This window comes from Bacillus cereus group sp. BfR-BA-01309 (assembly GCF_022664315.1).
Classification (GTDB): Bacteria; Bacillota; Bacilli; order Bacillales; family Bacillaceae_G; genus Bacillus_A; species Bacillus_A mobilis.
Genome location: NZ_JAKUHE010000007.1, coordinates 219,044 through 241,937, shown reverse-complemented (window position 1 = coordinate 241,937; position 22,894 = coordinate 219,044). Strand labels below are relative to the sequence as shown.

The following is a 22,894-nucleotide window of genomic DNA, read 5'->3' as shown; positions in this document are numbered from 1 at the left end:
AAGAATATTCTAAAAAGGAGGAATCTTCATGTTTACACCCACTAAAAGTGAACAAATCACACAACTATTAAACGAATGGTACATAGAAATCCGTTTAAGACGCATTGATAGTGCAAACTGTTTTAAAGAACAAATAGATAATAAAATCAACATTTTTAAAAACGAATATCCAAAAGGTATACCTGATCAAAACTTATTACTCTATTATTCTCTACTAAATTTCCGATACAATTATTTAATTGATAACTTAGGCGTCTCTAAAGACAGCTTTAATAAAATTGAGTCGTTTGAAATTCCAACAAATAATTTCTTATCATATTACTATCATTTCTTTAAAGCTATTCACTCAGATGCAATTGGAAACTATATACTTGCGAGAGAACATTATGATACAGCTGAAGCTTTGCTTCAATACATTCCAGATGAAATTGAGAAAGCAGAATTCTACTATAAACTAGGATATTCCTACTATGATAATCAACAAGCACTTCAAGCCATCAAAGAAGTAACAAAAGCTAAAGATATGTTTTCTAATCATCTAGGATATGAAGTGAATGTAGCTTTTTGTGATAATATTTTAGGTTTAGCATGTATAAATTTAAAAGAATGGGAACTTGCTGAAGAACACTTTACAGCAGCAATGAATAAATTCCAAAAAACAGGAGTAGAAAAATTCATTTTAATGGTTCGACATAACTTAGGATGGATGTATTCAAATCAAAACCTTAATGCATTAGCTATTCGTTATCTCTCCGAAGTTGTCGAGAAATCCCCAAATCATTATAAAGCTATCTTTGCTAGCGCTTTAGAATACTATAAATTAAAGGAAATTAGCGTTGCAGACGAGCTAATAAAAAGGGGATTAAATATTAGTAACGAACTAAAACAAGAGGAGTTTCAGCATCGCTTTATGATTTTACAAGAATTAAATAACAGTTCATCTGCTAAAACATTTGAAAAAATAGCATTAGCAGGAATTAAATATTTCGAGCGAGAAGAATTATATGAAGATGTTCAGGAACAATATGAAACATTGGCAATTAAATTCTATGATGAAAACGAACATTCTGAAGCAAGTAAATATTTTTATATGGCATTACAAGCAAAAAAACAAGCAAATGCTAAAGGAGGATTAAAATGAAAAAGTTACTCTTAAGTTTTATGGGAATCGTTACAATTCTAGCATTTAGTACTGGTATAACAAGTCCAACAAAGTTAGATCATTCTAATACTAAGATACAAAGCCTTTCTGTAGGTGATGGAGGCGGTTGATCTATACATTTTTTCACACAAAAAATGAAGTCATGCATTATTGTATGACTTCATTTTTATTCGTTGAAACTTTCGCTTCTTTTTCTTAGCTCTCTTATTTCATTTCCATTACCAAAATCAATAATATATAACTTATCTTTTCTATTACAACGAATTCCATATCATCATTCTAGCAATCCCCCTACTCCCCTCACTACCAACTTTCTCAAGTTTCTCTACAACTAATTTTCTTCTTTCCACAGAATGATTTTGACTTAACTTCGCTTTTCCTTCTATTTTACTAATCTTAATTTTAAAACCAACTATCCCTTTACTTAATCCTGCCATATAATTCGGGTCTACATCATTAAGTGAATACGTACTCTGTGGATTTTCATATTTATGTACTAACTCTTGAAGAGAATCTCTTAATTCCTGTTCATCTTCAACAATTTCTAATTCACCATATACATGCACTGCAACGTAATTCCATGTTGGTACTGCATTGTTTGTTTCATACCACGACGGCGATATATAACTGTGGGGTCCTTGGAATATAGCAAGTACGTGTTGATTCTCAATATCTTTCCACTGTTCATTCGGACGTGCGAAATGGCCATGTAAAGTTAGAGTTTCCCTATTTAATAACAACGGTAAATGCGTTGCATTTGGTTCCCCGTTATGTTGAGAAAATAATGTCGCAAAGCTATTTTGTTCAATTATTTCATACTTCATCTCTTCATCTTGTATTGAGAAATATTTTGGTACGTACATAAGCTCCCTCTTTTCCAATCTTTTATTTCTAATTATATTTAAGTCTCGTAGCATTCAACAGGGCCAGTTTATATTTGTTTTATAATGGCAGCTTTCAATTTAAAAAGAATAGGCCGCATATACTCAATGCGACCTTAGTTTATTTCCCCTAATATATTTGTAATAAATGCCGTCTTACCTTCACTATACTATAACTGGATCGATGTTTCGATTCTCTTGCTAACGCTTCCTTTAAACGTCCATATTCAACAGCAACGTCTTCATGTTCACGAAGATAATCCCGAAACGCTATATGTCTTCTTAACTCTTCACTATTCTTATCACACACATATAAATGATGTTCCATCCAAACTGTATTTTCTTCACTCCACGGAACGAAAGCATCCTTTCTACCAAACGCCTCTCTCCCTTTGAAGCTCCACTTCGTTTGATGATAGTACCCTAACGTTTCAAGCATTTTTACTACTTCAGGAAAGATTTTATAATCTTCTATTACAATATCGATATCTAATATTGGTTTTGAGGCAAGCCCTTTAACAGATGTACTCCCCACATGCTCAATGGACAAAACAAATTCTTTTATAACATTATTAATGAGCAATTGTAATGTATTAAATTCATTTTCCCATTTGATGTTATATTCTTCGATAGTAATTCTCTGTTTCAATGTATCCCTCTCCCAAAACAATTTATAACCTTTGAATATGAGTATCTTTAAAATCCGCCTCATATTTCAATCCATATCCAAACATTCGATCCATTCCAATATGCGCTGTCCATATTAAGCCAGTCATTATAACGGTATCTACCTTAAAATAGACACCCATGACAGCTATTAATATAGATATAATATATGTGTGACATATATTATAAACTTTAGCACCTACATGATTATTTATCCCATACGCTAACATGGATAAATCTGGTACCAAAAGGAACACCAAAAATATAATCCAACTAAATTCATATATCGAATACGCATAAATCGTAGCTACAAAAACAACTACCCCTTCAAAATGTACAATACGTTTTTGTATTATTCATCATCCCTATTTTTCTATATTTACCGATAAAGTTTCATCACTGAAAGTATTCTTTGCATTTTTTGACCAGATGGTTGCTAAAATCGGCCCTGCAATATTATGCCATACTGCCGCTAATACACTTGGAAGTGCAGCTGCTGGTCCAAAATGTGCTGTTGCCAGCGCGACACCTAATCCTGAATTTTGCATTCCTACTTCTATTGAAATAGCTCTTCTTGTCCCTTCGTCTAGTCCAAGTACGAACGCTGTTATATATCCGAGTAAAAAACCAAATGCATTATGGAGCATAACTGCAATAAAGATAAGCAGGCCTGAAGAAGTAATGCTACCTACATTCGCTGAAACCACCGCTGAAACTATAATGATAATTGCTACAACTGATATTAAAGGGACAACGGTCATTCCTTTCGTAACAGTTGTAGGAAAAAACTTCTTTACTACTAATCCTAAAATTATAGGTAGGATAATGACTTGTACGATAGAAAGAAACATAGACATAGCATTTACTGGCATCCATTGTCCTGCAAGTAATAATAAAATAAGAGGTGTAGCAATAGGTGCTAGTAACGTTGATAATGACGTCATTGCAATAGACAACGCTAAGTTCCCTTTTGCTAAATAAACCATAACATTTGATGCAGTGCCACCCGGTACTGAACCGAGTAACACTAATCCAGCTGCTAATTCAGCTGGCAGATTCATAACGTAGGCTAGTACGTATGCGACAAGTGGCATAATAATAAACTGAGCACATACACCGATAATAACTGGCAATGGTTTTGTAGCAATGATTTTAAAATCAACAGCCTTTAATGTTAACCCCATCCCAAACATAACAACTCCAAGTAAAATCGTTATGTAACTAGTTAACCCTAGAAATGGTCCAGGAATGAAATAGGCAATAGCTGCAATACAAATAACCCAAAATGCAAAATACTTTCCAGCTATCTTACTTATCGCTTCTAGTACTTTCACCCCATCATCCCCTATCCTTCAATTGAAAAACTTTATTCGGATTCAAAATATTTTGCGGATCAAGAGCTTTCTTTATTTTTTCCATTACGAATAATGCCGCCCCATGTTCTTCTTCTTGATACTTCCGTTTTCCGATTCCAACGCCATGTTCTCCCGTACACGTCCCACCTCGTTTAAGAGCATATAAAACGATACTTTCATTTATTTCGTCCGCCTTTTCCACTTCTTCTTTATCGTTCGGATCAACCATTAAGAGCACGTGGAAATTCCCGTCTCCTACATGACCAAGAATACCACCAACAAGACCTACTTTATCCAACGTCTCTTTCGCATGTTGGATTGCGCCAGCTAATTCTGAAATTGGTACACATACGTCTGTACTCATAAGCTTTTTACCAGGATAGCTATGAACGTAAGAGTATGCTAGATTATGCCGTGCATCCCATAATTTATTTCTCGCCGCAGTTTCCGTTTCAAAAGCAACTTCTTTACATTTATGATCAAACACAATTTCCTTCGTGAATTCAATATCTTGCTTTAGCCCAGCTTCATTACCGTGAAACTCTAAAAACAGTGTAGGCTCTTCTCTGTAACTTGTTTCATTATAATGATTTACTTGTTTCATAGATAATTCATCTACAAGTTCAATTCTCGCAATTGGAATACCCGCTTGTAGTATATTAATCACAGCTTCTACTGCATCATTTATAGTTAGAAACGATGCTCTTGCAGCCATAACATGTTCTGGTATGCCGTATACTTTTAAAGTTAGCTCTGTAAAGCATCCGAGTGTCCCTTCTGATCCTACGAAAACACCATTTAAATGGTAACCTGATGATGACTTCGCTGCTAAATTTCCAGTATGTATTACTTCCCCATCAGCAAGAACGACTTCTAAATCACGAACTTGATCACGCATTACCCCGTATTTAACTGCTGTCGTTCCGCTCGCATTTGTGGCAGCCATTCCACCTAACGTTGCATCTGCTCCCGGGTCTACACTAAAAAACAATCCATACTTTTTCAATTCTTTATTAAGCTGAGAGCGAGTCACTCCCGGTTGTACTCTTACAAGAAAATCTTTCTCTCTTATTTCGAGTATTTTATTCATGAGCGAAAAGTCCATTGTAATTCCTTTTTCATATGGAATGACATGTCCTTCTAAACTAGAACCTACCCCGAAAGGAACGACAGGTTTTTTATGCTCACTCGCTACTTTCATTAATCTACTAACCTCTTCAGTCGTTTTCGGAAAAACTACTACATCAGGTAAACTACTAGCATGATAAGATTCATCTTTACTATGTAACTCTCTTACCGTCGTATTTACGACTACTCGATCTTCGGGAAGTACACCCTTTAATTCATTTACTAAACGCTCTATCGTTATTTCCATCGTATACTCGCCTACTTCCTATAAATTTGAATTACAAAATATGTTAACTTATTTTATACATAATAATCCGAAAAATTAAATAATTCAAGTTTTATACATATAAAATTCGATTCCTACTGTCGAATAAACAAAAAGAACTTGCAACAATTGCTGCAAGTTCTTTTCTATAAAGTGAAACTTTAATCAGTGGGGGGATTCATCCCCCACTGATTATTAGTTGAACCAATCGGGCTTTTACGGGCAGTTGATCCTCTACCTAACTTCTTTGCTTTCGTTCAATTTTGAGGTGAGGGTCTTACTGCCCGTTAATGCGGGATAAAACTACATTTTAAATGACTTCTTTATTAACAACATAAACCAAACTAAAGTAACTGCCATTAACGAATGGGAAAACCCTACTATATAAGTTAACCCTTTAAAGTCCGCTCCATTTAGCTGAAGAAGCCCTCTCGCCGCTAGCGAACCTAACATTAAAGTCAATGCAATATTATGTAAAACAAACCACTTATTAAAACTTTTCGCTTCATGAAATGCGAATACTTTTGCTAATCCTAAAGCAATTAAAAAGAAGAAAAAGCCGAGTACAAGTGTATGTGTATGCAAAAGATTTAACAAAGTAGATCCTACAATCCCCTTATACTTTCCATACTCCCTAGCGAAAATCCCTGATAATAAGCCGATAATCAAATACGTAAACGATGCATTATATAATTTTTTCATTATGTACCTCCTTGAGTAGAATGTGTAGTGTGTCATATTTAGTAATAATGATAGTTATATAGTAAAAACTCCTAGTTACCTAGGAGTCATTGTATAAGTATCTCACTCTTTACAATCAACCCTAATTATAAAATATCCCTTTATACAAAACAAACGAACTTTATGTGAACAAGTAAAGCATAATTAAAATATGTTGCACTTTTGTATTTCGCAACCCATACTAATTGTTATAACTATTAAAGGTGGTGCAATGGATTGATAGTTCTTGAAACTGAACGACTCATTCTTCGCTGGTTCGATATAAAAGACGCTCCATTTATTCTAGAATTAGTAAACGATCCTGCATGGATCCAGTTTATTGGTGATAAAAGGATTAAAAACTTAGACGATGCAAAAAAATACATCTTAAACGGACCAGTTGATATGTATAATAAAATGGGCTTTGGTCTTTATTTAGTAGAGCGAAAAGAAGATCTCACTCCACTTGGTATGTGCGGTCTTATTAAAAGAGATTCATTAGAAGATGTTGATATCGGCTTTGCCTTTTTAGAGAGATTTCGTTCAAAGGGGTATGGCTTTGAATCCGCTTCTGCTGTAATAGACTACGGTGTACAGAACCTAGGTATGAAACGAATTGTAGCAATTACTACTATTGATAACATCAATTCAGGAAAGCTTTTAGAAAAAGTAGGATTGCAGTTCGAAAAGATAATTTCAGACTCAGGTGAAGATTTAAAATTATTCGGGTATAACACATAGTAAAGAAGGTCACCGTGAATGGCGACCTTCTTTACTAATTTCGTAATAATATTTTTCTACATATTGAGATTGCATGCTTTATAAGGGAGCCCCTCTTTTTTCCATGCAAGAAATCCTCCCTTTAAATTAATTACTTCTTTTATATCAGCTTTTTGTAAAATACTAGCTGCTATAGCGGAACGTAATCCGGTTCGACATTGTAAAGCGATTGGGCAATCTATTGGTATACAATCTAGCTGATTAAATAGATTTCCTAAAGGAATATTTATTGCATCATGAAGATGTCCTTCCTCCCACTCTTTTTTACTACGCACGTCGATTACCTTAACACTTCCACCTTTTATATGCGGATATAATTCAATCGATGTGTCTTCTTTGTAACTTTCTAATCTATCAAGTCTTTGTATTACCTTTAAAGGTGTAAAAGCAATAATATTATCTAGTCCAATAGATTCAAAGTCTCTAATAACCTCCTCCACTCTAACCTTTTCCTCATCTAGTATGATTAAAGTTTCTGTTTTATAATCTAGTAACCATCCACACCAAGTTGTAAAAGAATTGTTATAAGGTATGTTAATTGATTTCTCAATGTGACCAGAAGCAAAACTCTCTACATCCCTTATATCAACTATTTGCTGAACGCTCCTCATAACTTCTTGAAGTTCTTCTACTGTTTTAATAGCAAAAACTTCCCTCTTCTTTCGAATTGGAGGACCATACTTATTTAAATTCTTCATTAATGAAAAATACTTTGGAGGCTCTGGCTGTCCAGTCAATAAAGTCGATACAAAATCACCTTCTTCATTACACTGAAATGCCCAATTAAACATCTTTTCATAACCTAAGGTAGAAGTTGGAATTGCTCCTAATGCTTTTCCACATGCGCTTCCTGCACCATGTGATGGCCATATTTGCAAATAATCAGGAAGTATTTTTATTTTTTGTATAGAATCAAATAATTGTTTCGCTCCTATTTTTGCAGTATCTTTCATACCTACAGCAGTTTCTAATAAATCCGGTCTTCCTATATCTCCTACAAATATAAAATCGCCTGTGAATATTCCCATCGGCTTATCATTCGTATAATTATTTTGACTTGTATCAGTTACTAAAAAAGAAATACTTTCAGGCGTATGCCCTGGAGTGTGAATTACATTAAATTTTATATGACCTATTTTAAACTCTGTTCCCTCTCTAACCAATTTGTATCGACCTTCGTTAAGATATTGATATTTCCAATCACAATCTCCTTCATCAGATACATATAACTTTGCATGATAAAGATTAGAGAGTTCTCTAGATCCAGAAAGAAAATCTGCATGAATATGAGTTTCAGCCGCAGCAATTACATCCATCCCCTCTTTCTTAGCAAATTCGATATATTGTTCTATATAGCGACCTGGATCAATTACAATTGCTACGCCTTCCTTCTGACAACCAACTAAATAAGAAGCATGTGCTAATTTTTCATCATAAAAATATTTTAAAAGCATAGCTATTCCCTCCAAATAGTTATTTCAAATTACTTTTCAATTTTTTTAGCCACTTTCTCTCTTCTCTTATAGGATCCCTTTCAACATGAAGTTCCAATACATATAGGGCAACATATATCTTTTAAGTAAAAACATACTATACCGTTCTTTCGCTTGATTAAACGGAAACGTTTCTTGAGGCTCATGTTCATAGTTAAATTCAGCAAGTATAAGACTTTTATAACCTGTAACAATTGGACAGGATGTATATCCATCATATTTAGCATGCAAGTCTCTTCCGTTAAGCACGTCCATAACATTTTGTTTTAAGACCGGTATTTGTTTTCGAATTGCCGCTCCAGTTTTAGAAGTGGGTAAATTGGTACAATCTCCAAGTCCGAAAATATTCTTATACTGTACATGCTGCAAAGTATAAGGGCTTATATCTACCCAACCCTGATGATCACTTATCTCGCTCTCTTTAAGAAAATTAGGTGGCCCCATAGGTGGAACAACATGGATCATACTATACGGTACTGTTTCTCTTTTCAGTGTTTGCGTATCTTCAAAAATTGCCTCTTTCTTCTCAGCGATAATTTCTACTAAGTTTTTATTATAATTTGTTATTATTTGCTTTCTTTCTAGTACTTGTTCTAATGTATTAGCATAACGTGGAACCTGAAATATGTTAGTGTTCGCAGTATAAAACATTACTTCACTTTTGTTTCTTACACCGCTATTAGAAAAATACTCTTCTGCTAAATACATAATCTTTTGTGGAGCACCGCCGCATTTAATAGGAGTATTTGGGTGGGTAAAAACCGCATTTCCTCCTTTAAATTTTTCAATTTCCCTCCAAGTAGAATCAACATATTTATAAGAGTAATTGCTACAAACCCCATTAGTCCCAATAGACTCCTTCAAGCCTTTAATGCCGTCCCAATTTATTTGTATACCGGCTGCTACAATAAGAATTTCATACTTAAGCAGCAGTCCATCATCTAAAAGTAGCTTATTTTCATCTGGAAACAACTTAACAACACTTTTAGGGATCCACGTTGCCCCTTTTGGAATAAGCAATTTTTGATCACGCATCGTACTTTCCTTTGAAACAATTCCTCCCCCCACTAAACTCCATAGTGGTTGGAAATAATGTTTTTTTGATGGATCAATAATTGCTATACTTTCTTTCAATAGGGGTACATTTCGTAACAAATGTGCAGTAGAAGATATTCCTGCAGTCCCAGCACCAATTACAATAATTTTATAACTATCTCTGGTCTTCATTATCCTCTTCCTATCTAAAATTGATTTTTTAAATAACTAATTTGTTGCCGTAATTCCATTGTAGTAACATTATTATAAGTTAAAAACACCATGTTTTTATCTGACTCAAATGAAAATTTTGTTAATTTCACCATCAATATTACTTTATGCATAAATCCTCTACGCTACTTCCGTATTTTATATTTTTCAATACTAGCCTTTACTACAGTTTCTCTCTACGCTCAAAGCTATCTTTAAAGACCCATGTGATTTCATATGTAAAAAAGCCCCTTTTTTATCTAAAGGAGGCTAAGGATTATTCTTATTAAGCTAACACTTTGAGGTGTCGCAAAAAAAAACCATATAACTACTACCATTATTTATGCGAATTCAGGTCATTTTCTCGTTTCGAGTAACAATGAATTTCTTAACTTGATGGTGATGTAGTGATACCCTGAAATACAAAAATAGCCTTCAAAAAAGAAAGGTGCCAATGCACCTTTCTTTTTTAATTCACTTGTACTCTCTTCAGCATCCAAAATTCCTTCTGAATCACTTTAATGAATCATTGTACGGACCTAATTGCTTTTTAGAAAAGTAATGAATTGTCTCCTTACTTTTCAGTAACATATTTCCTTTTATAATTAAAAAATAGGTAGCTACTAGAAAATATATTGTCCCTAATATCCAATCCAAATTTGTTGCTAAATTGTGTAAAAGAACATATCTCATATATGCATAACCAATCGGAACATGTAGCAATACAACCGCACCTAATCCTGGGTTATATATTGTTTTAGCTTTTATATTCGCAAAAATACCATGCCATATGAATTGAAAAAATCCCATTAAAATAGGTGCCAACCCAAGCCATATGATATTTGGAAAGAAAAACGGAAGTAAATAAAAAACATACGCAATCAAAATATTTATTACCATAGCAGATTGCGTATTTAATGGGTAGCGATCTGGTATATCACTTTTAAATATAACTACATTAAACAGACCAGCGAAATAACCTGGCCAACGATACTCTTCAAATTGATGCACTAAAATGGCTACAAAGCTTAACGCTAACAGTACCTTTATTTCACTCATTTTTCCAAAATTCGCGACTAAATAACCTAAGGCAACAATAGCCATAACTAACCCTACATCACACCAGTGCTTTCTAAAGAAACTAATCATCACTATCACCCACTATCTCAATTTTTATAAAAATAGCGTTCAAATAGGAAATCAATTTGCTTTTCTACAGGCTGTATTCTTATATCTGCCCCTGATTCAAGAATTGGCATCATTAATGCTGGAAGAAAAATGGATCCGAATATTTGCACCGTCATCATCATTAAAATTTCCTGATCCCTTTCATTTGTTATTTCACTCAAAATATTCTTCACTTTACCAAAACCGAGCCTCTTCAAAAAATCTCCATATTCGTATTGAGATGTAAATACCGTAGTTCCCATTGCAATAATTTTCCTAACTAACTCGGGGTATTGCCGAATTACTATTACATAATCAAGTAAAAATATTTTTAATCTTTCTTTTGCTGGCACTTTAATATCATCTAAAATAGAAAAAGTGTCTTGAAAGCTAATTAATAAGATTTTAATTGTTTCACTAATCAATTTTTCTTTTGAGCCAAAATGATAATTTATAAGCGCAATATTAGTATCTGACAATGCCGCAATTTTTCTTATTGTTACACTTTCAAAGCCTTTGTCTTTAATTAACTCTAATGTTGTATTTAAAATCTTTTCTTTCGTAGATATGTTTTCATTTCCACTCAACTTATCTCCTCCTCTAAAATTTATCAATTAAACAATGTTTTAAACGTTGTTTAAATTTATAGTATCACCTTCAATTTTTAATATCAATTTAAACCTTTCGACATTTCTGATTACCTATTCTTTTTTTATCTTTGTTATTAAAGTTTATATATACATTCAAGAACGCCTTTGTTGTTTTCCAGTCTCTTCATAATGTGAGCAGTCGGTAATTTTAATAATTGAACTGTTGTATAAACAATCAAATTGATTAAAATTATTTTCCTTCACTAAAAAAGATGAACACAATTCTTTATACATCATATTTGTTGGTATCTAGTGTATTACTGTGACCTAGCTTGGACTGAATCCCCTTGTTGTAGATTTTTATTTTATTAGTAATAATTACGGTATATGAAATTATTACTAATAAAATAAAAAAAGCTCCCCTGAAAGGAGCTCCTTACCTTACAAAACGTTTAAGAAATCATTCTATTACCAGCTCTACTTAAGATTTGGAGCATGGTTATAACTCATTCACCCCTGTTTGTTACGATAAATCATTGGTCTATGACTATTCTTTTTCTGTGTATTATTTCAAGCTCTTTAGATGTTTTCTTTTTGTGAAATTTACCTCAAAACAAATTAACTAGATAACAAAACATAAAGTAACAATGCAGCTGCTTCTTGTCGTTTCATACTTTGTTTTGATAGATAATCTGCTGATCCATCTTCATTATATATAACCTCAGGCCCTACTAAACGATGACCTACAATGTTTTTCACGGATTCTATTGCCCATTCATCAGTGTCTCCCTTTAATGTTGCATCTGCAGATGGCGCTCCTAACATTTTTAAATACTGCCAGGTAATCCATGCTGCTTCTTGTCTAGTAATTGCACGGTTTGGATGAAATTGTTCCCCTTCTTTTTCATATAAAATACCAATCTCATATAACTTTTGAATATGAGGTGCATACGGATGATTTTTTACATCCGAAAATACTGGTTCTTTTTTTGAAGGTGGCGTAAAGTAAGCAATTTGAGATAACCAATATGCAAATTCTGCCCGTGTAAGAGAAGATTCTGGATTGAAATTCCCCTCCTTATTTGCTTGTAATACCTCGTATTGATGTAAAGGATTTATAAACTTAGCATACGGATGATTTTCATCTACGTCTTTAAATCTCTCGGGCTCACTTAACTTCACCGCTGAGCTGCCAGAGTTCCAATGTATCATTTCTTTCACAGTACCATCTTTGTGAAGTTTAAATGCCATATAATTCCCTTTTTCATCCTCAAATAGTAAAGGGTCTATTTGTTTTAGCTCCTGTTTACCATATACTTTATCACTTACATATAACTTTCCTTCACTTATGTTTACATGTGACATTAGGTTTTTTAATCTCAAATCACGGTAAACACCTTCAAATTTCTTTAATTCTTCTTCATTAGGGGTTAAATATTCAGGCTTTGTTTTATCTGGGAAATAGTGATTCATAAAATCATCAAATACTTCAACAGGAAGTGCCGAACTATCTTTATTTGTAACTACAAAAACTCCAATTTTATGCTCTGGAATTAACCACATTAAAGATGAAAAACCTGGTATATTTCCCCCTTTACCGAACACATATTGCCCATTATGGCTTTGCGGTGAAAAGAACTCAAACCCATATGTCATATTAGGGTATTTGGGATGTAAAGCAAATTTTGTTTTTTGCATATCTTCTACGGTTTCTTTTTGTAGTATTTGGTTATTTTTAAATTTACCATCATTCAATTGAGCGATCATAAAATTGCCTACATCACTTCCTGTAGAAAACATACTCCCTTGTGGCATATCTGTTGGTCTTGTTTGATAAAATGGAATGGCATTACCTTTAGCGTCATATCCTGTTGCAAGCTTTTCTTTAATAAAATTAGTCATAACAAAACTGCTATTATGCATTTCTAAAGGGTAAAAAATATTCTTGGCCATATATTTGTAAAAAGGTGTGTTTGTCAGACTTTGAACAATATACCCTTGAAGCATAGAAGCAAAATTATCATATGTATATGTATCTCCTGGCTTTCTCACTACTGTGGGCATATTATCTTCTACATAATCTTTAAGCATAGTATAATCATTCTCTTGATAATGGATATCCTCTGGTCTAGGATCTACGTAATCAAAACCTGTTGTATGGGTAAGTAAATGTTGCATTGTAACTGGTTCACCCATTTTATTTTGATACTTTAATCCCCCCATATAATTTACTATATCTTTATTTATATCAATTTTACCTTGTTCAACTAACTGCATGACAGCACTAGCAGTAAAAACTTTTGATATTGACGCTAATCGAAAAACTGTTTTTTTAGGATCGATGGGAGTATTCTTTTCTTTATCGGAAAATCCGAATCCCTTTTGAAATAAAATTTGATTATCCTTTACAACGACAAGAGCTACACCAGCTGCGTTTTCTTTTTTCATTTTCTCTGGAATTACTTTATTGGTAAATGCTTCTACATCTTTAGGATTTAAAGTTATAGGTTCAACAGTTTCGGCTTTTGAATAATTGCTCCCCAGAAAAAATAACAAAAAACATACACTTACAGCTACTAACCTTTGAAAATAAATTTTCATTCCTCTATTCCTATTACCCAAATTAACTCCCCCTTTAATACTAGATTATTGATTATACATCTATAGTTTAACCAACCACATTCTACCATTCCATCGGTATTTTTTCTAATTTTATTTCAATTCTGTTATTTATTAACTTTTCTCTTTTAGAAGTAGTCTATATATTATTAGGTCTTAGTTATAGAAAATGCTAGACAGTCTTTAATATAGGACTTTCCAGCAGTTTTTTCATAACATCCTACTTAAAGAAAACACCCATCGTTTATAATCAATAAAAATTGGCTATTTTGTGATGCGAGTACTATTAATGATCGATCTAATTTTTTTGAGAAGTTAGATAGAATTAAAAGGTAGACCTACTGCATTATTTACTGGAAAAGATTACGGATATGGAGTGAAGATGCCCTAATTGGCATCTTCACTCCATATCCAGCAAGAAATCTTATAGTATGCTAATATTTAGATATTGATATTAGGAGGATTTAGATGATGAAGAAATCAGTATTAGCAGTTGGTTTATCTGTTGTAATGTTAGCAGCGTGCGGCGAAAAAGAAATAGTTCAAAAGGAGCAACCAAAAACACAATTAACAACGGCGAAAACAGAACAACTAAAAGATGAACAGACACGAATGGTGAAAAGTGTTGAACGTAGAACCAAGGAGATTATAGAATATTTCGGTGGTATTGTAACAGCGGTTGAATTAAATAAAGAAAATAACTTGTATGTCTTATATGTTTTCGTTGATAAAACAGCATTGTCAAATGCTGACGAAGGCCTACGGAAAAATTTTGGCTATAGAACAAGAACAAAGTTAAAAGACGCCGTTGCGCAGAGTGGCTTGCAAGAATACGACAAAACAACCATAAGATACTTCACATCAGATGGTAAAACAGAAATCGAATTTGAATAAGCACTCACGGGAGTGCTTATTATTTTTACTTGTTATTTCAAGGGACGGAAGATTGTTCCGAACTTTTGACAATTAACCAAGGTACGTAAAATTATTACGCTCTTTTCTTTCAATACATCTTAACTTTGATTCTTTCTCATTATTATAAAAGCTACCATTCTAGCAAGAATAGAACTAGTTAATGGAGCAATTATTACAGGTGAAAAATCGTTCAAAAGCGTACTCCCCCTGAATTCCCCCACTTTCACTTTATTTAAAAATGAGGCATTCCTAAGTAAAGATTCTTTCAAACTCTAATTTATTTGACTATCCCCGCATCCCTTGCGGTTTGAAGCCTTATCGCTTCATTCTTTAAAATAAAAAATTGTGAAATTTTATAGCATTATGTAAGACATTTGATATCAAATATACTACATCCACTATGAAATTAGTTTATTTATAGGATTTCTATAGATAAACAAGGTACTAAATTGACTCTTAAGAAGTCATTACCATTATATTTGTCGAAAAATTGAAAAAATATGTGTAGATAGATATCATCTTAAATACATATATAATTAATTTTAATTCTCTGACATAACTCCACATAATTCTTAAACCAGCTTTTTGTGCATTATTAAATAGAATATTACACAATGTCAGTCTTTAAAAGATTATATATCAAAACTTTAAGAGAGGAAGATAAACTATGAAGATGAAAAGAAAAATCATGATGACAACAGCACTTGCAGCTACGTTAGCTACAGGTGCACTACCTTCTACATCAGTGTTTGCTGCAGAAAAAGAGGCTCCTATCCAACAAAAAGAGGCACAAATGAGTATTCAACCATTAGCACAAAATAATTTAGAAACAGCTGTTAATGCTGCCTTAAATGGTCCAGAAGTCAAAAAAATAAAAGTATTTGAGCATGAATTTAATGTAAAAGAAATAGAAGTAGTAAATCTAGGTGGAGGAAAAAAATATGTTAAAGGACAAATTTCTCATCATTTAAGTTTCCGTCCAGATGATCAATTTTATTATGAGTTTACTGTGCAAGATGGAAAAGTAGTAGATAAGCCTGTATTTAATATTGATAGAGGTGGTTGGACACCATTTGCTGCTCCACTTTTATCAATTCTTGCTGCGTATAATGGAATTCCAGTTAATCCAAATGATTTAAATGCACTTGGTCAGCAGCTTGGGAAAGTTATAGATGGAAGCTGGGAACATGCAGCTCAATCTATCGCAACTGTAGTTAGTCTAAGTTTTAATGAGTAGAATCTTTTAATTTTTATTACCATTGTAGGGACCACTTTTCCTGAATAGACTTGTTTTAAGAAATTCCTGAAACAGCTATAAATAGATTTTTACCGCTCACTCACATAATCTTAATTTGTTAACCACCTTATCATTCATAATATGTCACAAAATAGAAGTCTTTTTAAGGCTTCTGTTTTGTTTGTATACAATACAGCAAAAAGCTTATTTTTTACCTATCTATGCTTCAATTCTTTAAAAATCCGTTTGGCTATTAGATATAAATTATTACAATAAACTAATACTATCTCAAGTTAGCTCACTACCTCTTTTTCAATTACAAAAATTCATTACATTAGGAATAGAAAACAATAAATATAGTAAAAAACCATCTTATTATAGCTATTGTTTAAAGGTTAGGAGAGATAAGATGAACAAAATAAAAATAAAAAATTTCTTTAAAGTTAGCATCCTCACTTGTTTTACACTAGCAAGTTTAAGTACACCATCTACAATTTCAGCTGATAGTCATCCAGGTTATTCTTATGAATCCAATATAGGTTATCAAAATCCATCGTGGATGTCAGGAGTAGCAGATTCAACAAAATTAAGTGAAATATCTATTCCAGGCACTCATGGTTCAATGGCTTTACATGGAGCAAGTTTTCTTGATGAAAATTTGACAAGAAATCAAACTATGAGTCTATCCCAACAATTAAATTCTGGAATTCGATATGTAGATATGCGCGTTAAACGTGTAAAAGATTCTTTTGCAATGTACCATGGTATTGTCAATCAAAAAGCAGTATTTGAAGATGTATTAAAAGAAGCAATCCAATTTTTGAAAGATTATCCGACAGAAACAATTTTAATGCGCTTAAAAGAAGAAACTACTCCCGAAAGTGGATCCCTATCATTTGAGGAGATATTTTTAAAATATAAAAACGGTAATGCTTCATATTTTTGGGATCCTAATTCCGTACCAACTATAGACAGAAACAACCCTACTTTAGGAGATATCCGGGGAAAAATTGTAATCCTACAAAACTTTACATCCCCTCAATTGTACGGGATTGATTACGATGGATTGAATATTCAAGATAAATTTGAAATTGGAAGCGGACCAGACGAAATATATGAAAAATGGAATGCGATAAAAAACCATTTACAAAGTGCAAATACTAACTATAATAATGGAAAAATATATCTTAATCATTTTAGTGGTACGGGTGGTGCAGCCGCATTTTTAAATAATGTATATCCTTGGTTTGTTGCAAGCGGAAAAGAGAATAGAAATACTGATAGTAACCCTAAGTTGATTCAAACGAATTCGACTCATGCTTGGATTGATTTCCCTCGCGATAGAAATGGGCAAGTATATTATGGTGGGATGAATACACTTGGGACCGAACTCTTACAACAAGGTGGAATTAGACATTCTGGTATTATCGCAGCTGATTTTCCTGGGCCAGGTTTAATTGATAGTATCATTAAATTAAATGGTGTACATTCAAATGAAAAAGAGATATTAATTTCGCAAATTTCATCCGAATCTAGTCCTTTATCCGGACAAAAAAATCGATCCAGTCAAAACTTTAAAATTGATAGTTTACCTGCAGGTACCAAAGAATTAAAATGGGTTATTGAGCCTTCAGAAATAGATCATCATTCTACTATCTCTTTCAATGTAATGATTGATGTTTCCCTAGGTACCGATTCTATTCGTTGGAAAAATATTTCACAGGGATCTAGGACTGAAGCTTACACAAATACAAAATATTATATCGCAAGTCCAATTGGTGCCACTAAGGAATTCACTGTGAAAATATACGCTATTACAAATTAGAAAAAAAGAATCCCAATGGGATTCTTTTTTGATTTCCTTTCGTAAGCATTAGATGGAGATTGAATTTATTTCTATATCATTTAAATCATTAAAGAATTTATATTTGGAACGACCGTTTATTTCCAAAGAAAAACCCAAAAACGTTAACTATATTTTCCTACTTATCATTTATTCAAAACTGGCTTCCAAAGCGATAGGGCAAAAATCCAATTTGTGTCACCATTACCTTGATAATTTTGAACTGCTTCATACACTTTCCCCTCATATACTACTCTATCACCTTTAGTATATGCTTTTCTCGCATCCCATTTTTCATATGTGGAATCCTCTGCCTTTGTTGTTACATTCAATACATCACTTCTACTAGATTCATTTCCAGCTAAATCAACCGCTGTTACTACATATTTATACGATGCATTAGCCTTCAATTCTTTATCCATAAAGGATGTATTATCCGTTGTCCCAATTTTATTCATAACTCCAGCACTTTCTCTATATACAATATAATGGTCTACTCCTACATTATCTTCAGACGGACTCCACATCAAATCAACAGTTGTCACTGTTGTACTCATACTATGTAATCCTTTCGGTTGAGTCGGAGCTTCTTTATCTGGGGTTTCATTTGTTGTCTTAATCTTTAGTTCTTCACTTTCTTTTGATATGTTTCCAGCCGAATCTAATGCCTTTATTGTATAGGTATATTCCGTATTTGCCTTTAGTTTTTTATCAATAAATGTTGTACCTGGTACCGTATCAATTACTTCTCCATTGCGTAACACTTGATATTCTTTTACACCTATATTATCCGTAGAGGCCTTCCACGTTAGTGCAACACTATTGGCAGTAACTTTAGACGCACTTAAACCAGTTGGTTGACTTGGAGCTACTGTATCGGGAGTTTCATTATTTACTAGATTTACATCAATTACATTATAAAACGCATTTGACGTATCTGCTACGTCCCATACAGCTAAAATAACATGATAACCATTGCGATCAGTTGGTACATTAATTGTATGTGTTAAATTATTTGATGCGGCCGAACCGTCATGTTTCACAGTTCCAATTGGTTCTAATTCAGCACGTGTTAATGGTTTATTAGGATCCCACCCCTTTTTTGTAATGTAGTAATGCCATTTACTTGTAAGATGTGCAGCTGTATATTTCCATGTAAATGTATTTTCTCCACCCTTAATCGTATTCTTGAACCAGCGATTTGATGTTTGTTGGTCAAGAATTCCTCCAAACAGTCCTCCTGCCGAAGCGATTTTCCCATCAATCGGTCCACCATCTGGAAATCCTTTAGGTGCTTCTAAACTTTGAGGTTCGTACATTATATTTCCACAATTTATATTTAATGCTCCATAATTCTGACTACATAAAGCAGCACGACTGCTTGGCTTTTCAACAAATCCATGTGCATAGGCACTTTGAGGAATCATTGTAATGGCGGTCACCCCTGCAGCTAAAATACAAGCACCAATTACCTTTTTATTTTTTCTTAATCCTTCAAATTTAGATGTTAATTTCAAATTCATTCTTGTCCCCCCAATATATTATTGTTATCGCTAATATAATAGCAATATAGAGATAAATGAACAAATTACTAATAAATATACTAATATCTCTCATACATTGGTACATTTACTATTATTTTTAATCTCATATTAAAATAAAAATAAATATAATAAGTTTATTTTGTAACATTATGTATTAATAGTGGAATAAAAACCTCACTTAATTTCACAAAAAATTCAAATATTCATTGAGAGAATTGCATTTTATCTTATGTAGAAAAAATATACTTTTAAAGTAAAAAAGTCTGGAAGAAGCTGATAATATCAGTTTCTTTCAGACTTCATATTTCTATTATATAACTTGCAAATAAGTCATTTCTAAAGCTAAATTCACACATATTTTCTAAACCTTAAAAAACAAAATAAATAATCTACTTATATTCACATGGTGAATGCACACAAATCCTTTAATCTTAGATATATACCCCTCTAACCACATAACTAATGTAATTTATATTTTGATAAGCTTCAGGATGTTCAAACTTATATATTAAAAGTACCAGGAAGAATGAACTATCCACCACTTAGAAAAACTTAAAGTGAAAGCTTCTCAGTTCCACGACAAAAATAATCTTTCGTTTCCCTGACCGTTTGTCCAACTTAACTTTATAGTCCTTTTTAATAGCTATCTCCTCCCCTATTAATCCTTACTTTAAACAAATCATCGAGAGGTTGATAATGTAAGATAAAAAATAGAATTGAAAATCTATTTTTTACCTATAAAATAACGCTAATTTATTGTATTATTTTTACCTAATAAGGTACAGAAACAAAGGGAAAAACTTCAGTATGCTTGAGGTTTTTTATAAATAAATACAAACGTTTTTAGGGTGAAACGTTTAAAGGGTACATTACTGAATTTTTATTAAATGTTCCTGTACCTAGTATTTAAATTAACTTATGTCAAAATATTTTACAATACAAGTATGAAACGTTACATATTTCTATATTTAATGATACATTTCATCAACTTATCTCCCTAATCTTTATGCTAAATATAGAAATTTAAGCTCGTTTAGGTATAATTTTAGAACTCTTATAATAACAAATGAATAGATTAGGCACATAACTGTCATAAATTAATGACTTATCTATTTTTTCATCCATGAAAACTTTATTATCGCTTTAATATTTACTCTTAAACTAAAACACATTTATAGCTACAACTAGTTAATAATCTTTCAAAAGTCTCTATAGTTTTATATTTTTTATTTTTTTATTGTACATTTGTACATTTGATGTTAGGATTATGCCTATTAAAATTGAATCCTAACGATTCTTCTTTATAATTCCTATATTTTTATTATCAAATAAAAATATAGGTTCTAAAACACGATCAAAATCAAAACAAAAAATGGCGTTATTTCACAATGATGTCATGAAATACCTTTAGAATGGAAAGATGTATGCAACAACGCGTTAAGGGGTTACAGGGGGAACAAAAATGAGAGACTTTTTTGATGATAAGTATAAAAATATTGAATTAAAAAGGAGGTTAATCAATTTAATAAGTGAAATTAGCGAGTTCAAAGGAAAATTAGCTGCTTATCAGGAACAAAACCCTGACATATTTAATAGTTTAGAAAAAACTATACCGCTACATTACATAAAAAATTTCACTACTTTTTATGAGGATATAAAAGTTCCTCATAAAAGATTAAAAGAACTTATTTTAGATGATATAGTACCTCAAAACATTTCGGAAGATGCTATTTTTTGTTATTATCAAACACTTTCTTTTGTACATAAAAACTCCTGTACTTTATCAATTAATCCAGCAACTATACAGGAATTACATTTTCAATTAATACATTATATTACCTCTGACAGTGCCAAATGGCGTGAAAAACCCTTTATTATTCCAGGTATTCCTGAGCATGGAATGCACTTGAATAGTTACCGCATTCTTCCACATGAACTAATTCCACAGTTTATGGAGCAATTATGTGATCAATACAACTCATTAAATACTAGTAAGGGGCTACATTCGCTTTTATTAATAGCTCGTTTTATATTAAATTTTTATTGCATAGTCCCTTTCAATCAGGGTAATGGCAGGCTAGCATTTATGTTAATGCAGTTGCTGCTAATTAAGAGTGGACATACATTTGTAAAATATGTATGTTTGGATAAATATATTAAGAAAAATGAATCAGAATATTACAATTCGATTTATAAATCTTCGGTAAATTGGTACTGTGAGGAACATAATAGTAGCTTTTGGTTGAAAACGTTTTTAACTATTATATTAGAGGCTTACAAAGATCTGCATAACACCGTTCTAGATTCTATATGTAAACATACTAAAGTTGAAAGAATTCAGGATTTTATACTTAAACAAAAACAACCCTTTACTAAGGAAAGTATTCGTAACAGATATCCAGACATTGCAGAGAGCACAATTAGTAAGGCTTTAAATTCCTTGCAATTATTTGGCCAGATTAGGTTAGTTACAAAAGGAAGGAACGCAAAGTGGACTAAAGTTTGACCATATTTTTAAAACTCTTACTGCTCAAAAATTCAATTATAACGTTAGCAATCGTTCCCATGATTTTGGGCTCAAATTCATTGAATTACATTCTAATTTTAAGCTATTATTACTACTTTAATTAATTCTAATTCCAACACAACATTTTATAGGAAAAGGTACGTTTCCCTCCACCTTTTCCTATAAAAATATTAGATATTAACACTGAAAAAATGTCGAAAAAAGTCGTAATTTAATATTTTTTCTTTATTTTCTGGTTGTAAACGTTTCATTTTCATGTTACCATCTTAATCAAACAATAGATGGTAATACAACTGAAAGTATTTCTTTCCCTTAGAAACATATAAACGTACGGTAATATCAAGAAAATAAGGCCAAAGAAATATTTGATACCTATCAAAATAACCAATAGGAATTTTGCACATATATTTTTCTGTTAATTCAGAAAAAACATTTTGTCCCTAAACAAAATTTGTTATCGTGCAAAATTCAATTACACTAGAACACCCAAATAAATGTAATTTCCTATTTTTATCGAGCATTAAGATATGAAAAAAGTTCTTCCTAAAAAATTCAGCTAATTAACTTAAAGACATCTATATTATTACCTTAAGTGCCATCTATTGTTGATAACATATTTACCAACTATGAAAAAGGGCCCATCAAGGGTTCTTTTTTATTATAATCATTCAAATTTCAATGCTAACTTGATACTTAGATTTGCACACAAATCACCTCTACTTTTATGCTCTCAATTTTTAATTTCCATTCCCAATTT

The 22,894-nt window shown here is 32.3% G+C and carries 18 protein-coding genes and 1 pseudogene; 7 read left to right on the top strand and 12 right to left on the bottom strand.

The annotated features are described in order from the left end of the window. Window positions 1–28 precede the first annotated feature (28 nt). Together MR115_RS15660 and MR115_RS15655 are read left to right on the top strand one after the other, a co-directional pair. Window positions 29–1,141, top strand: a complete 1,113-nt coding sequence (locus MR115_RS15660; RefSeq protein ID WP_242241896.1) for a response regulator aspartate phosphatase — start codon at window positions 29–31, stop codon at window positions 1,139–1,141. Further along, window positions 1,138–1,272 (top strand): Phr family secreted Rap phosphatase inhibitor, encoded by a 135-nt coding sequence (locus MR115_RS15655; RefSeq protein ID WP_000735069.1) that lies wholly within the window; start codon window positions 1,138–1,140, stop codon window positions 1,270–1,272. Before MR115_RS15660 ends, MR115_RS15655 begins: the two co-directional genes overlap by 4 nt. Before the next feature lie 144 nt (window positions 1,273–1,416). Here MR115_RS15655 and MR115_RS15650 read toward each other — a convergent pair whose 3' ends face one another. The 6 genes and pseudogenes from MR115_RS15650 to MR115_RS15625 form a co-directional block, all read right to left on the bottom strand. Further along, a complete protein-coding gene (locus MR115_RS15650; protein WP_242241895.1) occupies window positions 1,417–2,025 on the bottom strand; it encodes an FMN-binding negative transcriptional regulator in 609 nt (202 codons plus the stop codon). Between the two features lie 134 nt (window positions 2,026–2,159). Continuing rightward, a pseudogene (locus MR115_RS15645) lies at window positions 2,160–2,692 on the bottom strand (GrpB family protein). A gap of 22 nt (window positions 2,693–2,714) precedes the next feature. Next, window positions 2,715–3,062, bottom strand: coding sequence for a DUF4260 domain-containing protein (locus MR115_RS15640; protein WP_242241951.1), 348 nt, complete (start codon window positions 3,060–3,062; stop codon window positions 2,715–2,717). Between the two features lie 12 nt (window positions 3,063–3,074). After that, complete coding sequence (locus tag MR115_RS15635) at window positions 3,075–4,043, bottom strand: bile acid:sodium symporter family protein (protein ID WP_242241894.1); 969 nt, start codon at window positions 4,041–4,043, stop codon at window positions 3,075–3,077. Between the two features lie 4 nt (window positions 4,044–4,047). Further along, a complete protein-coding gene (locus MR115_RS15630) occupies window positions 4,048–5,439 on the bottom strand; it encodes an FAD-binding oxidoreductase (protein WP_242241893.1) in 1,392 nt (463 codons plus the stop codon). 321 nt (window positions 5,440–5,760) lie between these two features. Continuing rightward, window positions 5,761–6,159, bottom strand: coding sequence for a DUF2871 family protein (locus MR115_RS15625; protein WP_061677712.1), 399 nt, complete (start codon window positions 6,157–6,159; stop codon window positions 5,761–5,763). Window positions 6,160–6,414: 255 nt separating this feature from the next. On the opposite strand from MR115_RS15625, the gene MR115_RS15620 reads away from it, so the two are divergent. Further along, window positions 6,415–6,918 (top strand): GNAT family N-acetyltransferase, encoded by a 504-nt coding sequence (locus MR115_RS15620; protein ID WP_242241892.1) that lies wholly within the window; start codon window positions 6,415–6,417, stop codon window positions 6,916–6,918. Between the two features lie 56 nt (window positions 6,919–6,974). On the opposite strand, the gene MR115_RS15615 is transcribed toward MR115_RS15620, so the two are convergent. From MR115_RS15615 to MR115_RS15595, 5 genes are all read right to left on the bottom strand, one after another. Then, a complete protein-coding gene (locus tag MR115_RS15615) occupies window positions 6,975–8,411 on the bottom strand; it encodes an MBL fold metallo-hydrolase (protein ID WP_242241891.1) in 1,437 nt (478 codons plus the stop codon). Window positions 8,412–8,477: 66 nt separating this feature from the next. Continuing rightward, a complete protein-coding gene (locus MR115_RS15610) occupies window positions 8,478–9,677 on the bottom strand; it encodes an FAD/NAD(P)-binding oxidoreductase (protein WP_242241890.1) in 1,200 nt (399 codons plus the stop codon). A 531-nt stretch (window positions 9,678–10,208) separates the two neighbouring features. After that, complete coding sequence (locus tag MR115_RS15605; RefSeq protein ID WP_242241889.1) at window positions 10,209–10,844, bottom strand: HXXEE domain-containing protein; 636 nt, start codon at window positions 10,842–10,844, stop codon at window positions 10,209–10,211. A gap of 17 nt (window positions 10,845–10,861) precedes the next feature. After that, window positions 10,862–11,449, bottom strand: coding sequence for a TetR/AcrR family transcriptional regulator (locus MR115_RS15600; RefSeq protein ID WP_242241888.1), 588 nt, complete (start codon window positions 11,447–11,449; stop codon window positions 10,862–10,864). Window positions 11,450–12,070: 621 nt separating this feature from the next. Beyond that, window positions 12,071–14,053, bottom strand: a complete 1,983-nt coding sequence (locus MR115_RS15595) for a serine hydrolase domain-containing protein (RefSeq protein ID WP_309243103.1) — start codon at window positions 14,051–14,053, stop codon at window positions 12,071–12,073. A gap of 486 nt (window positions 14,054–14,539) precedes the next feature. On the opposite strand from MR115_RS15595, the gene MR115_RS15590 reads away from it, so the two are divergent. The 3 genes from MR115_RS15590 (at window position 14,540) to MR115_RS15580 (ending at window position 18,048) form a co-directional block, all read left to right on the top strand. Continuing rightward, on the top strand, window positions 14,540–14,965 hold the full coding sequence (locus MR115_RS15590; protein ID WP_097817242.1) for a hypothetical protein: 426 nt from the start codon (window positions 14,540–14,542) through the stop codon (window positions 14,963–14,965). 688 nt (window positions 14,966–15,653) lie between these two features. Then, window positions 15,654–16,223 (top strand): methyltransferase, encoded by a 570-nt coding sequence (locus tag MR115_RS15585; RefSeq protein WP_073515827.1) that lies wholly within the window; start codon window positions 15,654–15,656, stop codon window positions 16,221–16,223. 409 nt (window positions 16,224–16,632) lie between these two features. Beyond that, window positions 16,633–18,048 (top strand): phosphatidylinositol-specific phospholipase C, encoded by a 1,416-nt coding sequence (locus MR115_RS15580; RefSeq protein ID WP_242241886.1) that lies wholly within the window; start codon window positions 16,633–16,635, stop codon window positions 18,046–18,048. A 164-nt stretch (window positions 18,049–18,212) separates the two neighbouring features. Here the strand turns inward: MR115_RS15580 and MR115_RS15575 are convergent, their stop codons facing one another. Continuing rightward, window positions 18,213–19,589, bottom strand: a complete 1,377-nt coding sequence (locus tag MR115_RS15575) for a lytic polysaccharide monooxygenase (RefSeq protein ID WP_242241885.1) — start codon at window positions 19,587–19,589, stop codon at window positions 18,213–18,215. 1,483 nt (window positions 19,590–21,072) lie between these two features. Here MR115_RS15575 and MR115_RS15570 point away from each other — a divergent pair. After that, window positions 21,073–22,116: a Fic family protein gene (locus MR115_RS15570; RefSeq protein WP_242241884.1), complete on the top strand. Its 1,044-nt coding sequence runs from the start codon at window positions 21,073–21,075 to the stop codon at window positions 22,114–22,116. The last annotated feature ends 778 nt before the right edge of the window (window positions 22,117–22,894 follow it).

What these genes read in the sequence shown, in the direction of transcription:
- MR115_RS15585 (WP_073515827.1), top strand. Translation starts at nt 15,654, where the DNA reads ATGAAGATGAAAAGAAAAATCATGATGACAACAGCACTTGCAGCTACG.
- MR115_RS15575 (WP_242241885.1), bottom strand. Translation starts at nt 19,589, where the DNA reads ATGAATTTGAAATTAACATCTAAATTTGAAGGATTAAGAAAAAATAAA.
- MR115_RS15655 (WP_000735069.1), top strand. Translation starts at nt 1,138, where the DNA reads ATGAAAAAGTTACTCTTAAGTTTTATGGGAATCGTTACAATTCTAGCA.
- MR115_RS15660 (WP_242241896.1), top strand. Translation starts at nt 29, where the DNA reads ATGTTTACACCCACTAAAAGTGAACAAATCACACAACTATTAAACGAA.
- MR115_RS15595 (WP_309243103.1), bottom strand. Translation starts at nt 14,053, where the DNA reads ATGAAAATTTATTTTCAAAGGTTAGTAGCTGTAAGTGTATGTTTTTTG.
- MR115_RS15590 (WP_097817242.1), top strand. Translation starts at nt 14,540, where the DNA reads ATGATGAAGAAATCAGTATTAGCAGTTGGTTTATCTGTTGTAATGTTA.
- MR115_RS15615 (WP_242241891.1), bottom strand. Translation starts at nt 8,411, where the DNA reads ATGCTTTTAAAATATTTTTATGATGAAAAATTAGCACATGCTTCTTAT.
- MR115_RS15580 (WP_242241886.1), top strand. Translation starts at nt 16,633, where the DNA reads ATGAACAAAATAAAAATAAAAAATTTCTTTAAAGTTAGCATCCTCACT.
- MR115_RS15610 (WP_242241890.1), bottom strand. Translation starts at nt 9,677, where the DNA reads ATGAAGACCAGAGATAGTTATAAAATTATTGTAATTGGTGCTGGGACT.
- MR115_RS15630 (WP_242241893.1), bottom strand. Translation starts at nt 5,439, where the DNA reads ATGGAAATAACGATAGAGCGTTTAGTAAATGAATTAAAGGGTGTACTT.
- MR115_RS15625 (WP_061677712.1), bottom strand. Translation starts at nt 6,159, where the DNA reads ATGAAAAAATTATATAATGCATCGTTTACGTATTTGATTATCGGCTTA.
- MR115_RS15605 (WP_242241889.1), bottom strand. Translation starts at nt 10,844, where the DNA reads ATGATTAGTTTCTTTAGAAAGCACTGGTGTGATGTAGGGTTAGTTATG.
- MR115_RS15650 (WP_242241895.1), bottom strand. Translation starts at nt 2,025, where the DNA reads ATGTACGTACCAAAATATTTCTCAATACAAGATGAAGAGATGAAGTAT.
- MR115_RS15570 (WP_242241884.1), top strand. Translation starts at nt 21,073, where the DNA reads ATGAGAGACTTTTTTGATGATAAGTATAAAAATATTGAATTAAAAAGG.